The organism is Croceimicrobium sp. (assembly GCF_965228705.1).
In the GTDB taxonomy this organism is placed as follows: domain Bacteria; phylum Bacteroidota; class Bacteroidia; order Flavobacteriales; family Schleiferiaceae; genus Croceimicrobium.
In genome coordinates, this window is sequence record NZ_OZ245832.1 from 2,200,070 (window position 1) to 2,214,419 (window position 14,350).

Here is a 14,350-nt window from a genome sequence, read left to right on the forward strand (position 1 = left end):
TCCATGACTCTATTCGGCAAGGAAATACGAGTAGAAGGAGATCGAACCCTCTGGATCCTAAGTGGCATTTTAGCCGCCGTGGGCACACTTACCGTTTATAGTGCCAGTAGCAATCTGGCCTTTAATAAGGGAGGCAGCACCATTGTGGATTTATTAAAACACAGTGCCTTTCTCTTCAGTGGATTCGTCATCGCCACCCTGGTGCATCGGGTCAATTATAAGCTCTTTGGCAATTTGGCCAAGTTGCTCATCATTCCGGTGATTCTACTCCTTATTTACACCCTGGTAAACGGGGTGAATATTTCCAATGCCGCTCGTTGGATTCGACTGCCTTTCGGACAAACCTTTCAGCCTTCTGCTCTAGCCGCCATTGTGCTGGTAGCCTATGTGGCGCGCTATTTAGCCGTACATACCAAGGAAGAACTCAAGGGCTTCCGCAAACATTTTATTGGCTTGATATTACCCATCCTGCTGGTGGTGGGTTTTATCCTTCCGGCCAACTTTAGCACGGCAGCCCTCATTTTTGGCGTAACCTACCTATTGCTCTTTATTGGTGGTTACCCCATCCGAAATCTCTTAATTCTGGCAGGTTCCGGTATCGCCGCTTTGGCCCTGTTTATTACGCTGGTTTTCGCTTTCCCCAATATGAGCAACCGTCTCGAAACCTGGAAAACGCGGATCGAAAGCTTTAGCAGTGGTGAAAGCACCGAAAACTATCAGGTAACCAAAGCCAAAATGGCCATCGCCGAAGGGAAAATTGTAGGCAAAGGCTTTGGCAAATCTGTTATGAAGAACTTCTTACCTCAATCCAATTCAGACTTCATTTTCGCTGTAATTACAGAGGAGATGGGCACCTTGGGAGGAGGTCTAACTATAATAGTCTATATCTGGCTCATCTTTAGGATACTCACCATCGCCACCAAGGCCCCAACCAGCTTTGGTAGTTTACTCAGCCTGGGCTTAGGCTTAACCATATTAGCACAGGCCCTGGTGAATTTAAGTGTAGCCGTAAATCTTATCCCGGTAACCGGACAAACCCTACCGCTGGTCAGCAAGGGTGGGACTTCGGTTTGGATGACCGCCCTGGCCCTGGGAATGATCCTCAGCGTAAGTCGTGGCAAAGCCGAAAACGACAGTGAAGAAAATGAAGCCTTTTCCGATGCAGAAGATGCAATCGACAGTGAACAGCCTCTAAAACCGATTCTCGATGGACAAGCTTAGAGTTATGATTAGTGGAGGCGGTACCGGAGGTCATATTTTCCCGGCCCTGGCCATTGCCGATGAAATTAAAGAACGGTATCCCCAAGCTGAATTTCAGTTTGTTGGGGCCCAAAATAAAATGGAGATGGAAAAGGTACCGCAGGCCGGCTACCCCATCGAAGGACTTTGGATTAGTGGCTTGCAGCGAAAATTGACAATTGACAATTTGAGCTTCCCCTTTAAAGTACTAAGCAGCTTGGCCAAAAGCCGCAAGCTGATTCGAAAATTTAAGCCCGATATCGCTATCGGTACCGGAGGTTTTGCCAGTGGTCCACTTTTATGGGCCGCCGCATCGAAAGGTGTTCCTTGTTTAATTCAGGAGCAGAACTCCTTTCCGGGTATTACCAATAAGCTGCTCAGTAAAAAGGTGGCTCGCATTTGCGTGGCCTATGATAAAATGGAAAGATTCTTCCCTAAGGATAAGCTAGTACTTACTGGCAATCCCCTGCGTAAGGATCTTCAAACAGCGCTTCCCGCGGATGCGCAAGTAAAAGAGAAATTAGGCCTAAAGCCTAAATGGCCCACCCTATTAATTTTAGGAGGTAGCCTAGGTGCCCGCCGCATTAATGAATTGATCAGTTCCGAATTGGAGAATCTCCAAAAACTGGAGCTTAATATCATCTGGCAATGTGGTAAACTCTATTATGATTCTCTGGCCGCCAAGCATCAAAACTTGCCGGATCACATCAAGCTTCAAGCTTTTATTAGTGATATGCGCGAGGCCTATGCGGCCAGCGATATTGTGATTAGTCGCTCCGGTGCCAATACTTTGAGCGAACTGGCAGTGGTAGGCAAAGCCGCCATCCTAATTCCTTCACCCAATGTGGCCGAGGATCATCAAACTAAGAATGCCGAAGCCCTGAGCTCCAAGTCAGCGGCCATGCTATTTAAAGAAAATCGGGATTCACATGAATTAGTTGCCCTAGTGCAGGATTTATTGGAAAACCCTCAAAAGCAGAAAGAGCTGCAAGACCATATTCAGAAACTGGCCCTGCCTGATGCAGCCGCCAGCATTGTTAACGAAATTGAAAGCCTGCTTGGCCATGTTGGATAGACCTAATATATACCTCATTGGCATTGGCGGCATTGGCATGAGCGCCCTGGCTCGCTATTTCCAGCAATCCGGACGTAAAGTGGCTGGTTACGACCGCTATCGCTCCCCGCTCTGTGAAGACCTGGAAGCGGAAGGCATGAAGATCCACTATGAGGATGATGTAAAGCAAATTCCATCACGCTTTAAAGCGGAAGACACTTTGGTAATTTACACTCCGGCAATTCCGGAGGACCATAGCGAATTGAACTTCTTCCAAAAAGAAGGCTTTGAAATTGTAAAGCGCGCTCGAGTACTGGGACTTATTGCTCAAAAGCATCGCTGTTTAGCGGTTGCCGGCACCCATGGCAAAACCACTACTTCCAGCATTCTAGGTCACTTGTACCGACATGCAGAAGTAGAGATTAGCGCCTTTTTGGGTGGTATCAGCACCAATTACCAATCCAATTTTTGGGGTCATGATGACACCGATCTATTGGTTGCGGAAGCGGATGAATACGACCGTAGCTTTTTAAATTTAAAGCCTACCGCCGCTGTAATTACCAGTACCGATGCTGATCATTTAGATATCTATGGCGAAGCGCAAAGCCTGGAAGACACCTTTCGAGAATTTGCCGAGAGCGTAAGCGATTTTGTGCTGGTTAATGAAAGTACCAACCTGAATTTAGGTCTTAAATATGGTTTTGGTAATCAGAACTCCTATTATGCCGATCAGGTTCAAGTACTAGAACATCAATATCATTTTGATTTCGTCCACCCACAAGGTCGGATTAGTGATATCAGCATGCTCCTGCCCGGTCGACATAATGTAGAAAATGCGGTTGCCGCCGCTGCCCTGGCCTTGAAATACGGCTTAAGTGAAGAACAAATCAAAGCCGGACTCGAAAGCTTTAAAGGGGTAAAACGTCGCTTCGAATACCATATCCAAAAAGAGGATCTAGTGTATATCGACGATTATGCCCATCACCCGAAGGAGATTGCCGCCTTGCAAAATTCAGTGCGCGAGCTTTATCCTAAGCGAAAGATCACCGCCATTTTTCAACCGCATTTATACTCGCGTACCCGCGACTTCCTGAACGACTTTGCCGCGAGCCTTTCTGCCTTCGACGAAGTGATTTTATTGGAATTATACCCTGCCCGCGAACGTCCGATTGCCGGAATTAACTCCAAAGCTCTATTGGATTTGATACAATCGGAGAAAAAATCATTGATGGGCCGGCAAGAAATCCTCAGCCGATTTAGCGAGGAAAAACCCGAATTAATCCTCACCATCGGGGCCGGAGATATTGATCAATTGATCCGACCCTTAAAACTGGCCTTATTAAAATGAAACTCTGGCATCAAATAGCAATATGGACCGGAGGACTAAGTACCTGGATACTATTAGTTTCCAGCGCTAGTAATGCCTATGAAAGCCAAGAGCTCAAGGACTTCAAATTGCAATTTGAAAACCGTCAGGATCGTTCTTTTTTATCCCTGCTGGAGATGGAAGAACAAGTTCAAAAAGAACTAGGGGACAGCGCGCTAGCACTGACAGAAATTAACAAGGCCTTGTTAGAAGAAAGCATTGATAATCACCCTGCTATCAGGAAAGCGGAAGTATATTCGAAGATAGATGGTAGCTTAAGGATAATGCTATGGCAGCATGATCCATTAGCAAGAGTTATCGACAGAAGAAGTTCTTTTTATCTATTGGATGCTGGAGAAAAAATGCCCTTGAGCCCCTATTTCTCCGAAGAAGTTCCTCTGGTGAGTGGTGACTTGAATGACGAAGATTTGGCACTGATTGCCAGCTTTTGGCAGTCGCTCAAACAGGATGAGTTTTACCAGCAATTCTTTACTGGATTGCATTGTAATGAACAGAAAGAATGGACGCTTTTTCCTGCAAAAGGAAACTTTAAAATACGTGTAGGAAAGCCCGAAGAGCTGGAGGAAAAATTGGCCAAACTAAAGGTCTTTTATACCCAAGCCCCCGCTCCGAAATATTTAAATAAGCTTAAAGAGATTGACCTTCGATTTGAAGGACAACTCATTTGCCGCAAAAACTAAAACATGAATCCGGAAGAGATTTCAGTAGGTTTAGACATCGGGACCACCAAGATCGTGGCCATGATCGGCCGGAAGAACGAGTTCGGCAAGGTCGAAATTCTCGGGATTGGCAAAGCCCGCTCCCTGGGCGTGCAGCGCGGTGTGGTGACCAATATTGTTAAAACCATCGAATCCATTAAAGAAGCTGTGGAAGAAGCCGAAGCCCAAAGTGGCCTGAATGTTTCCGAAGTGGTAGTGGGAATTGCTGGTCAACATATCCGTAGTACCCAGCATAGCGATTATATCAATCGCCAAAATCCAGATGCCGTTATCGAAGATCGCGACTTGCAAGAGCTTATCGATAATGTGCATAATTTGGTAATGCTACCCGGTGAGGAGATCATTCATGTGCTTCCTCAGGAATATAAAATCGACGGACAACCTGATATCCGCGAACCCAAGGGCATGTACGGCTCTCGCTTAGAGGCCAATTTCCATATTGTGGTAGGTCAGATCTCTTCGATTAAAAATATTGGTCGTTGCGTGCGCTCCAGCGAACTAGAGATTGCCGATATCACTCTGGAACCCCTCGCCTCTGCCGAAGCGGTGCTTTCGCAGGAAGAAAAAGAGGCCGGTGTAGTGCTGGTCGATATTGGTGGCGGTACTACGGATGTTGCCATTTTTAAGGATGGTATTATTCGACATACCGCGGTGATTCCCTTTGGGGGCAATGTAATAACCGAAGACATTAAGGAAGGCTGCACCATTATTGAAAAGCAAGCTGAGCTCCTGAAAATCAAGTTTGGATCGGCCTGGCCCGGTGAAAACAAGGAAAATGAAATCGTAAGTATTCCTGGCCTTCGTGGAAGAGAACCCAAGGAGATTTCCATGAAAATGCTCTCCAAAATTATCAATGCCCGAGTGGTTGAGATTATTGAGCAGGTTTACCTGGAAATCAAGAATTACGGCTACAACGAAAACAAGAAGAAACTCATAGCTGGTATTGTATTAACCGGCGGTGGCTCGCAGCTTAAACATATTAAGCAATTGGTAGAATTCGTTACGGGTATGGATACGCGTATTGGCTACCCCAATGAGCATTTAGCCAGCCCTAGTAGCGACGATCTTTCTTCTCCCATATACGCGACTGCCGTAGGACTCATCCTTAAAGGACTGGAAGGTAAACCCAAAGATCATCCCAGCGATGTAGAACGGGCCGCTAATGAAGAAGCTAAGGCTACCGAAAAACCGATTGCCGAAGTAGCTCCTGAAGAAGTAGAGAGTCCAGAAGCCGAAGCCCCTGAAGAAGAACAGGAAGAAGCACCCGAAAACAACGAAAAGAAAAAGCCCTACCGTTCCAATGTGTTCGAAAACTGGGCAAATAAGTTCCGAAACTTTTTAAACGAAGATCTATAAGCCTCTCATAATGGAGAATACAAACCAAGACATGATGCCCTTTGACCTCCCTAAAAACCGTTCGTCTGTAATTAAAGTTGTAGGCGTTGGCGGAGGTGGTAGCAATGCGGTAAATCACATGTTTAGCTCCGGTATAAACGGAGTAGATTTTGTGATTTGTAATACCGATGCTCAGGCCTTAGAAAATAGTCCGGTTCCCAATAAAATCCAATTAGGGGTAACCTTAACCGAAGGCTTAGGTGCCGGTGCCAATCCAACCGTTGGCGAACAAGCAGCTAAAGAAAGCCTCGATGAAATTACCAAGGTTCTGGAGACCAATACCAAAATGGTATTTATCACTGCCGGTATGGGTGGTGGTACCGGTACCGGAGCTGCTCCTGTTATTGCCAAGGCGGCCCGTGACCAAGGTATCCTAACCGTAGGAATTGTAACCAGCCCCTTTGTTTTTGAAGGTCGCATGCGTCAGGAGCAAGCCGAAAAAGGTATCGACTCCCTGCGCTCAGTGGTAGACTCCCTGGTGGTCATCAACAATAATAAACTGCGTGAAGTATACGGTAACCTGGGCTTTAAAGCAGGTTTCGCCAAGGCCGATGAAGTATTGGCCACCGCCGCCAGAGGTATTGCCGAGGTAATTACCCACCACTACACTACCAATATTGACCTTCGGGATGCTAAAACTGTTTTAGCCAATTCCGGAACCGCCATTATGGGTGCAGCCACTGCTATGGGCGAGAATCGCGCGAAAGAAGCTATTTCCGCGGCCCTGGATTCTCCATTATTGAACGACAACCATATTCGTGGTGCCAAAAACGTGCTCCTCTTAATCGTTTCCGGTACTAATGAAATAACCATTGATGAAATTGGTGAAGTAAACGACTTCATTCAAAATGAAGCGGGAGGTGCCGCTAACATCATTATGGGTATTGGTGAGGATGAAAGCCTGGGCGACGAAATCAGCATTACGATTATTGCTACGGGCTTTAACGCCGATCAGCAAAAGCAGGTAATTGGCAAAGCTCCAGCCAAGATTGTTCACCCTTTGGAAGACGATCAAGCGATTAGTACCTCTTTATACGATGCTCCGGTAAAAATGGATGAGGAAGATTTGGATCACAGCCTCGACCAGGAATTAGACCGGGCTCTAAGCGAAGAAAAGGAGTTGGAACGTCAACGTCAGACCTCGCTTTTCGCGGATGATGATTACGACAAACCTCTGCATCCTACCGCTCAACCCATCGAAGACCAGAACGACAGCCCTTCGGCTGAAGAGGAAGAGGAAGGCTTGCCACGCTTCGAATTAAAGGAAGAGGAAGAATTGGTGATTGAAGACCATCCGATGTTTGAATTGGATAAAGATTCGGAACCCGAAGAAGAAATAGAAGCAGAGGAGCCCGTTCTTCGCCATACCCTCGAAATGGAAGAGGAGGAAACCAATGAAGTAAAAGAACCGGCAAGCAACCCTCAGGCTGAAGTACAAGAAGAGGATATTGACTTTAATTTCTTCCAGATCGATATTGATGAAGAGGAAGAAGTAGAAGCTCCCCGCATGGAAATTCACGAAAAAGCTCCTGAGCAGGAAATTCCTCAAGCCAAAGCGCCAGAAAAGCCGGAAACTGATTTCCAAAAGCCAGCCCCCGCAGAACGCAAGGTATTTAGCTTGGAAGATTATCAGGAATTAGAGGCTAAGCTAAATCAGGGTATCAGCCCTAAGGCAACTGGTCCTAAACCCGCTCCACAAGCTAAGGCTGAAGCCGATAAAGATGAAGATTTACACTTCGAAGTAAAAACTCGCCAGGAAGAGGCCCCTGCTGCTAAACGTCAGGGCCCCCTTGACCCCATGGAGAGCAGCATCGAAGAAAGTATGCGCTTGCGTGCGGAAGAACGCAGAGCGAAGTTGAAAGCCTTTAACTACCGCTTTAAGAACAATCCACACAGCCTTACTGAAACGGATAATGAGCCTGCCTATAAACGTCATGGTATAAATATCGAGCAACGCTCTTTATCCAGCCAGGAATCACGCGGACGCATGACCCTAAACGACGGTGAAGAAGGCCCAAACTTTAAAAGCAATAACAGCTTTTTACACGACAACGTTGATTAACAGACTAGTTCCCTGTTCTCATAAAAAGCCCGGTACCCTCTACCGGGCTTTTTTAGTGCACCAGACCTAAAAGAGCCAGGCAAGTTTTACCTTTGTTTGAAAGGAAAAAAGATCATGAGCTTAATTAAAAATATCGCTGAAGAAATTAAGACGGCCATGAAGGCTAAAGACAAAGTAAGACTGGAAAGCTTACGTAGTATTAAATCAGCTATTATGCTTGCCCAAACCGAAAAAGGGGCCGGAGCAGAATTAAACGAAGAGGAAGAATTAAAGATCCTTACCCGTTTGCAAAAGCAACGTAAGGATTCACTGGCCATTTACGAAGAGCAAAACCGTGAGGACTTAGCCTCCGAAGAACGCGCTCAATTGGAAGTAATTGAAGAATTCTTACCCAAAGCACTAAGCCCTGAAGAATTAGAAAACTACCTCACGAAGCTAATTGCAGAAGTAGGGGCCGCCGGTCCTCAAGATATGGGTAAAGTTATGGGACGTGCCAGTAAAGATCTGGCCGGTCGTGCCGATGGCAAAAGTATTAGCGCCAAAGTAAAAGAGCTTTTAGCCAATTAAGCTTAGACCATATAAATATTGCGAATCCCGGTTAGTGCCGGGATTTTTTTATCCTGGAAATTTCAGATCTCAAGAATTTTTAGCCGAGCAATCACCGGCATCTTCAAACCAATCTATTCCGCAAGGCGAGCTGCACCGCTTCCACCTTATTATGCACCTGCAGTTTTTGGTAGATGTTCTCTATATGCTTGCGAACAGTCGAAGGGCTAATAAATAGGTTTTCGGCTATTTCCTGATAATTACGACCTGCCGCTAGATGCTCCAAAATTTCCGTCTCCCTCTTGGTGAGATTATAATCCACCTTTTCTTCAGGCATATCCGCTCCCAAGCGAATCAAGCGCAAAGCTTTATGGGCTACGGCCGCCGACATAGGTGCACCGCCCTCCATCACTTCTTCAATGGCCAGATGTAATTTCAAGGGGCGCTCATCCTTTAGAAGATAACCATTGGCACCCGCCATAATCGCCTTAAGGATATAATCCTCTTCATCAAAAACGGTACTCATAATCACCTTTATCTGAGGGAAGCGCTTGCGCACTATTTCGGTAGCTTGAATACCATCCATTTCCGGCATATTGATATCCATTAAGATCACATCCAGATTATGATCTTCCTCCAAATGATCTAAGAGCGCCTTACCATTGGGCTCATGCCATTTCACCTGGAGGTTCTCTGCCAATTCCAGCTTTTCAATTAAGGTGCGGGCCAGGCGGTAATTATCTTCAGCAATGGCAATGTTTAAGGTCATGGTTCGACTTTTAACAAATATGAGAGGCTAAATTTTGATATCCTATACGGCAATTGACGTATTAACAGGCAGCCTTAAATAAATACGAGTTCCCTTGCCTAATTCAGATTCCAACTTAAACTCACCCTTCATTTGCTGCATACGGGCCTCCATATTTTGCAGACCATAACCTCTTTGCCCCCTCTTAATTTCCATCCCAATCCCATCATCCTCGATGCACACTTTCAGGCTATCTACATCGGAGTTAAAAACAATTTTTAATTCCCGGAATTCTGCGTACTTCACTGCATTTTGAACGGCCTCCTGGCAGATCCGAAAGAGATTGATGGTTCGCTCCGGACTCAAAACCAGTTCGGACTTGCAGTTATTTTGCACTACTAAACTTCGACCTTCTCTGGCTGAACGATTCATGAAATCCTGCAATTTGGCACTGAGCATCTCCAGATTTATCTCATCATTATTCATGGCCCAAATGGTTTCCCGCAATTGGGCCATGGTATCGCGGGTATGATCACTGATTTGCTCAAATGAAGTACGACGTTCTTGAGATGCTTCTTTAAAAGCCAGGTTATCGATCTGCGAACTGATTATCGTAAGTTGAGAGCCGATATGATCATGTAAATCGCGGGAAATACGATTGCGTTCCTCTTCCAGTTTCCGACGACCTTCGGCACGTGCCCGCTCTTCCTGTAATGCCGCTTCCGTTTCCACCTGACGCCGTTTAATAGCCTGCTGGCGAATCATTGAGACACTAAACATGATGATCAACACCACCCCGGCTATCAACAAAATCATCCATTGGGTTTGACGCTGAACGGTAAGCTGTTCCTGAGCTAATGCTGCCTTGGCCTCCGCCGCTTCCTTTTCCTTTTTCTCGGTTTCGTATAAAGCATTGGTTTCCGCAATGGCCTTAGCTTTGGCCTCATTATATACGGAATCTTTATAGCGATCATACAAGCCTTGGAAATGATAGGCTCTTTCGAAATTTTGGCGCTCAGAATAATAATGCGCCATCTTCTCGTAAAGGCTATAAGCTAGATTTTTGAATTGTCCTTCTTCAATAATATCCGCGGCCTTTAAAAAGTAGGATTCCGACTTTTGAGCTTCACCGGATTTAGCATACAAATCACCCAAATTGATATTCACCAGGGCCAGGGAATAATAGTCCTTTGCTTCTTGATTCACTTCCAAAGCCTGCATATAATAATCTTCTGAGGCCCTCCAGTTTTCCATATTGCTGTAAACACTGGCGATATTATTTAGGGCATTGGCTAGTTCCGAACGATCATCCAAATCTCGAGCTATGCGCAGTGCTCTTTGGTAATATACCAAGGCCTGTTCATGTCGCCCCAAGGCTTCATTAATAGCCCCGATATTATTATACCCCTGCTTAGCACTGAGTAAATTATTCATAGACTCGTGCACCTTCACCGATTCGAGAAAATATTCCAGGGCCTTATCGTAATCCCCTTGATAGTAAAATACTACCCCAATATTATTGAGACCTTGAGCCTTGCCTTCGGGATTTTCAATTACCTCCTCACAGCGCGTGGCTTTGGTAAATCCCTCCAAAGCCTCTGGGAATTCTCCCCGTTCAATATGAATGAGGGCCACATTATTGTAAAGTTTGGCCAGGCCTTTCTGATAGTCTAAAGCCTCGGCCTTGGCAATTGCTTTCTGATAAAGGGCTAAGGCTTCTTCGGTTTTGGATTGGCGTTGTAACACATTGCCCATTAAGTTTTCTGCCTCAATTTGCAGCTCTTCAAGCTCATGCTCTTTACTTAGGCGGAGAGCATCTTGCACATAGGGCAAGGCAGAATCTTGATGTTTAATTATCCACTCCTTGGCAATCAGCAAGCTAAGTTCGGTGCGGGTTTTAGGATCTTGACTTTGCTCCAAAACTGTTTCCAGGCTATCCATGGAGTTCTGACCAAAACAAAAAAGGCCCGACCAAAAGGTCAGGCCCACCCATAAGAGTATTTTCAGGGGGGACCTCTTAAAATTCATAAGCAAGATTAACGCCCTGAATTTAAGGAATCCCCAATAATAATTATTCTTCTAAATAATCAAGGATCATATCTTTACGTACAGCGAAAAACTCTTCCCGCATTTCGGATTGAAACTCTTTAAAGTCTCTTAGTGTAGCTTGAGCCTCTTCCAGATCATCTTGATCTTTGTACTTAAATTTAAACTGTTCGGCCATGGGACGTAAATCCGAATCTATGGCATTATTCAATTCCTCGAAATAGTAAATCGCCTGCTCATGCAGTCCTTCGTAATCTTCGAGGGGCTCCGAAGCCTCCAAATTTGTCATGGCTGTTTTGGCAGCTCTACGCAGATCGGTAATTATCACATCTAAATCATCCGTTTTATTCGAATCAATAGCACTAAACAGCCTACTTAATTGGGCGTCTACCCGAAAGTATTCCAAGGTTACTTCGCGAGCTGATACCGTGATCTCATCCAGCTTTAAAAGCTTATTCGCCATCACCGTATCCCGACGTAAATCAACCATATAAGTCTTCCCAAAGTAATCCTCCGCTTTTTCAATCTTATAAGCTGCATCCAATACTTTAATCTCCGCTTTATTGGCCGCCGCATAATAGGCTTCCAGGTTTTCGAGAGAATTATATCGGGTACTGGTCAATTCCTCTGCAGCGCCAAAATCCTTTTCATAAGCTTCGAGGTACATATCAATTCCGGCGATATACTCTCTTTGCAAAACATCATCGTCTTTATAAGGACCAACGCGATCCAAAATCTTACGACTCTCCTTTAATTGATCTACCACCATTTGGCGGAATTTATTGATAATCCGGGCATCATCACCGCGGGCCACCGCTTCTACATAGCGTAGGTTTTTGGTTTGAATTCTACGGGTCTGACTGTAAAATTCGCGGTAATAACTGCGTGGGTCCTTAAAGCGCTGGGCGTCTACCTCTGGCGCCATGATAAAGATCAAAAGAATAAGGGCTAGTACTCGTTTCATAGTGTGTATTACTATCACAAATATAGGATTGTAAAAGGTCCTCCCAAAGAAGCAAAAAAAATCCCGACTCTCAGCATTCAGCCAAGAGTCGGGAGCTATTATATAGAGAATATATGTGCCTCTTACATCATACCAGGCATACCTCCGCCCATTCCGGCAGCGGCAGCAGCGGCGGCAGCATCGTTCTCATTTGGAATTTCGCTAATGGTAGCCTCGGTAATAAGCAACATACCAGCTACAGAAGCAGCGTTCTCCAAAGCAACGCGAGTTACTTTAGTAGGATCGATAATTCCCTGTTCGTACATATTTCCGAAGGCTTCAGTTTTGGCATTGTATCCAAAATCGTCTTTTCCTTCTTGCACCTTGTTAATGATTACAGAAGCTTCCTGCCCAGCATTGTAAGCAATCATGCGCAATGGCTCTTCAATGGCACGATGTACAATACGAACACCGGTAGTTTCGTCCTCATTATCTCCTTTCAAATTCTCAAGGGCTTTCGCAGCGCGCACCAAGGCCACACCACCACCGGGTACGATACCTTCTTCGATAGCAGCGCGAGTAGCAGCTAAGGCGTCATCTACACGGTCTTTCTTCTCCTTCATCTCTACCTCAGAAGCAGCACCTACATAAAGCACCGCAACACCACCAGCCAATTTGGCTAAGCGCTCTTGCAATTTCTCTTTGTCGTAGTCAGAAGTTGTGGTTTCGATCTGTGCTTTGATTTGGTTTACACGACCCGCAATATCCGAAGCTTCTCCGGCTCCGTTTACGATGGTAGTATTATCCTTATCGATGCTTACTTTCTCGGCAGAACCCAACATATCCATGGTGGCATTCTCCAATTTGAAACCGCGCTCTTCAGAAATCACAGTACCTCCAGTAAGGATGGCGATATCTTCGAGCATAGCTTTACGACGGTCGCCAAAGCCAGGAGCTTTAACAGCGGCAATCTTTAAGCTTCCGCGGATTTTGTTTACCACTAAGGTAGCAAGGGCTTCGCTTTCCACATCTTCAGCGATGATCAACAAAGGACGGCCAGACTGAGCAGCAGGCTCAAGGATAGGCAACAATTCCTTCATGTTGCTGATCTTCTTATCGTAGATCAGAATTAAGGGGCTATCCAGATCAGCTACCATTTTCTCACTATCGGTAACGAAATAAGGAGAAAGATATCCGCGATCGAACTGCATACCTTCTACAACCTCCACATAAGTTTCAGTTCCTTTGGCTTCTTCAACAGTGATAACGCCTTCTTTCTTCACTTTGCCCATGGCTTCAGCGATCAACTTACCAATAGCAGAGTCGTTATTGGCTGAGATAGCCGCAACCTGCTCAATCTTAGCATCGCTATCGCCTACTTCCTGACTTTGAGAACGAAGGTTTTCAATTACCGCTGCTACCGCTTTATCAATACCGCGCTTCAAATCCATTGGCGCTGCACCAGCAGTAACATTTTTCAAGCCCTGATTAAAAATAGCCTGGGCTAAAACCGTAGCAGTAGTTGTTCCGTCACCGGCTACATCAGCAGTCTTACTGGCTACTTCTTTCACCATTTGAGCACCGATGTTTTCTACTTTATCTTCTAATTCGATCTCCTTAGCCACGGTAACACCGTCTTTGGTTACATGAGGAGCACCGAATGATTTTTCGATGATTACGTTACGTCCCTTAGGTCCAAGAGTAACTTTTACCGCATTGGCCAGCGCATCCACACCACGCTTTAAACCATCGCGAGCTTCGAGGTTAAATTTGATTTCTTTAGCCATCTGTATTGTATTTTCTTTTTGGAATTGGTTTAACCGATTACGGCATAAATATCAGACTCACGCATGATCAGGTAATCTTTCCCTTCATGCTTAATTTCAGTACCACCGTACTTTCCGTACAATACGGTATCACCTACTTTAACGGTCATGGGCTCATCTGCTTTACCAGCCCCTACTGCTACAACAGTACCTTGTTGGGGTTTTTCTTGAGCAGTATCAGGAATGATAATCCCGGAGGCAGTGGTAGTTTCGGCTGCGCTGGGCTCTACCAGTACGCGATCTGCCAAAGGTTTTAAGTTAATATCAGCCATTGTAGACTTTGTTTAGGTTAAACTTATTTTAATCTGATTGTCCTGCCTTAAGGCAGAAAATATGCCAGCTGAAAAAGCTCCTTAAAAAGATGGCAAACTGACATTCAAGCTAT

Annotated in this window: 12 protein-coding genes; 7 read left to right on the forward strand and 5 right to left on the reverse strand. The window is 45.4% G+C overall.

Going from position 1 to position 14,350, the window contains the following annotated elements; genetic code table 11:
- Positions 1–3: 3 nt before the first annotated feature.
- From ACO05P_RS10000 to ACO05P_RS10030, 7 genes are all read left to right on the forward strand, one after another.
- Positions 4–1,221, forward strand: coding sequence for an FtsW/RodA/SpoVE family cell cycle protein (locus ACO05P_RS10000; RefSeq protein ID WP_421750539.1), 1,218 nt, complete (start codon positions 4–6; stop codon positions 1,219–1,221).
- Positions 1,208–2,314: an undecaprenyldiphospho-muramoylpentapeptide beta-N-acetylglucosaminyltransferase gene (gene murG, locus ACO05P_RS10005; RefSeq protein ID WP_421750541.1), complete on the forward strand. Its 1,107-nt coding sequence runs from the start codon at positions 1,208–1,210 to the stop codon at positions 2,312–2,314. The genes ACO05P_RS10000 and murG overlap by 14 nt, the downstream gene beginning before the upstream one ends.
- Positions 2,304–3,641, forward strand: coding sequence for a UDP-N-acetylmuramate--L-alanine ligase (murC, locus tag ACO05P_RS10010; RefSeq protein ID WP_421750543.1), 1,338 nt, complete (start codon positions 2,304–2,306; stop codon positions 3,639–3,641). The genes murG and murC overlap by 11 nt, the downstream gene beginning before the upstream one ends.
- 107 nt (positions 3,642–3,748) lie before the next feature.
- Entirely contained in the window at positions 3,749–4,360 is a 612-nt protein-coding gene (locus tag ACO05P_RS10015; RefSeq protein ID WP_421750545.1) for a cell division protein FtsQ/DivIB, read from the forward strand.
- Between the two features lie 3 nt (positions 4,361–4,363).
- Positions 4,364–5,755 carry a cell division protein FtsA gene (gene ftsA / locus ACO05P_RS10020; protein ID WP_210759903.1) on the forward strand — a complete coding sequence of 464 codons (1,392 nt, stop codon included), beginning with the start codon at positions 4,364–4,366 and terminating at the stop codon, positions 5,753–5,755.
- Positions 5,756–5,765: 10 nt separating this feature from the next.
- Positions 5,766–7,856 carry a cell division protein FtsZ gene (ftsZ, locus tag ACO05P_RS10025; protein ID WP_421750547.1) on the forward strand — a complete coding sequence of 697 codons (2,091 nt, stop codon included), beginning with the start codon at positions 5,766–5,768 and terminating at the stop codon, positions 7,854–7,856.
- A 114-nt stretch (positions 7,857–7,970) separates the two neighbouring features.
- A complete protein-coding gene (locus ACO05P_RS10030; protein ID WP_421750548.1) occupies positions 7,971–8,423 on the forward strand; it encodes a GatB/YqeY domain-containing protein in 453 nt (150 codons plus the stop codon).
- Positions 8,424–8,526: 103 nt separating this feature from the next.
- On the opposite strand, the gene ACO05P_RS10035 is transcribed toward ACO05P_RS10030, so the two are convergent.
- The 5 genes from ACO05P_RS10035 to ACO05P_RS10055 form a co-directional block, all read right to left on the reverse strand.
- Entirely contained in the window at positions 8,527–9,171 is a 645-nt protein-coding gene (locus ACO05P_RS10035) for a response regulator (RefSeq protein WP_421750550.1), read from the reverse strand.
- Between the two features lie 42 nt (positions 9,172–9,213).
- Entirely contained in the window at positions 9,214–11,178 is a 1,965-nt protein-coding gene (locus ACO05P_RS10040) for a tetratricopeptide repeat protein (protein WP_421750551.1), read from the reverse strand.
- Positions 11,179–11,221: 43 nt separating this feature from the next.
- Positions 11,222–12,160 carry a hypothetical protein gene (locus ACO05P_RS10045; protein ID WP_421750553.1) on the reverse strand — a complete coding sequence of 313 codons (939 nt, stop codon included), beginning with the start codon at positions 12,158–12,160 and terminating at the stop codon, positions 11,222–11,224.
- Positions 12,161–12,282: 122 nt separating this feature from the next.
- On the reverse strand, positions 12,283–13,926 hold the full coding sequence (groL, locus tag ACO05P_RS10050) for a chaperonin GroEL (RefSeq protein WP_421750555.1): 1,644 nt from the start codon (positions 13,924–13,926) through the stop codon (positions 12,283–12,285).
- A 29-nt stretch (positions 13,927–13,955) separates the two neighbouring features.
- Entirely contained in the window at positions 13,956–14,237 is a 282-nt protein-coding gene (locus tag ACO05P_RS10055; RefSeq protein WP_210759911.1) for a co-chaperone GroES, read from the reverse strand.
- Between the last annotated feature and the right edge of the window lie 113 nt (positions 14,238–14,350).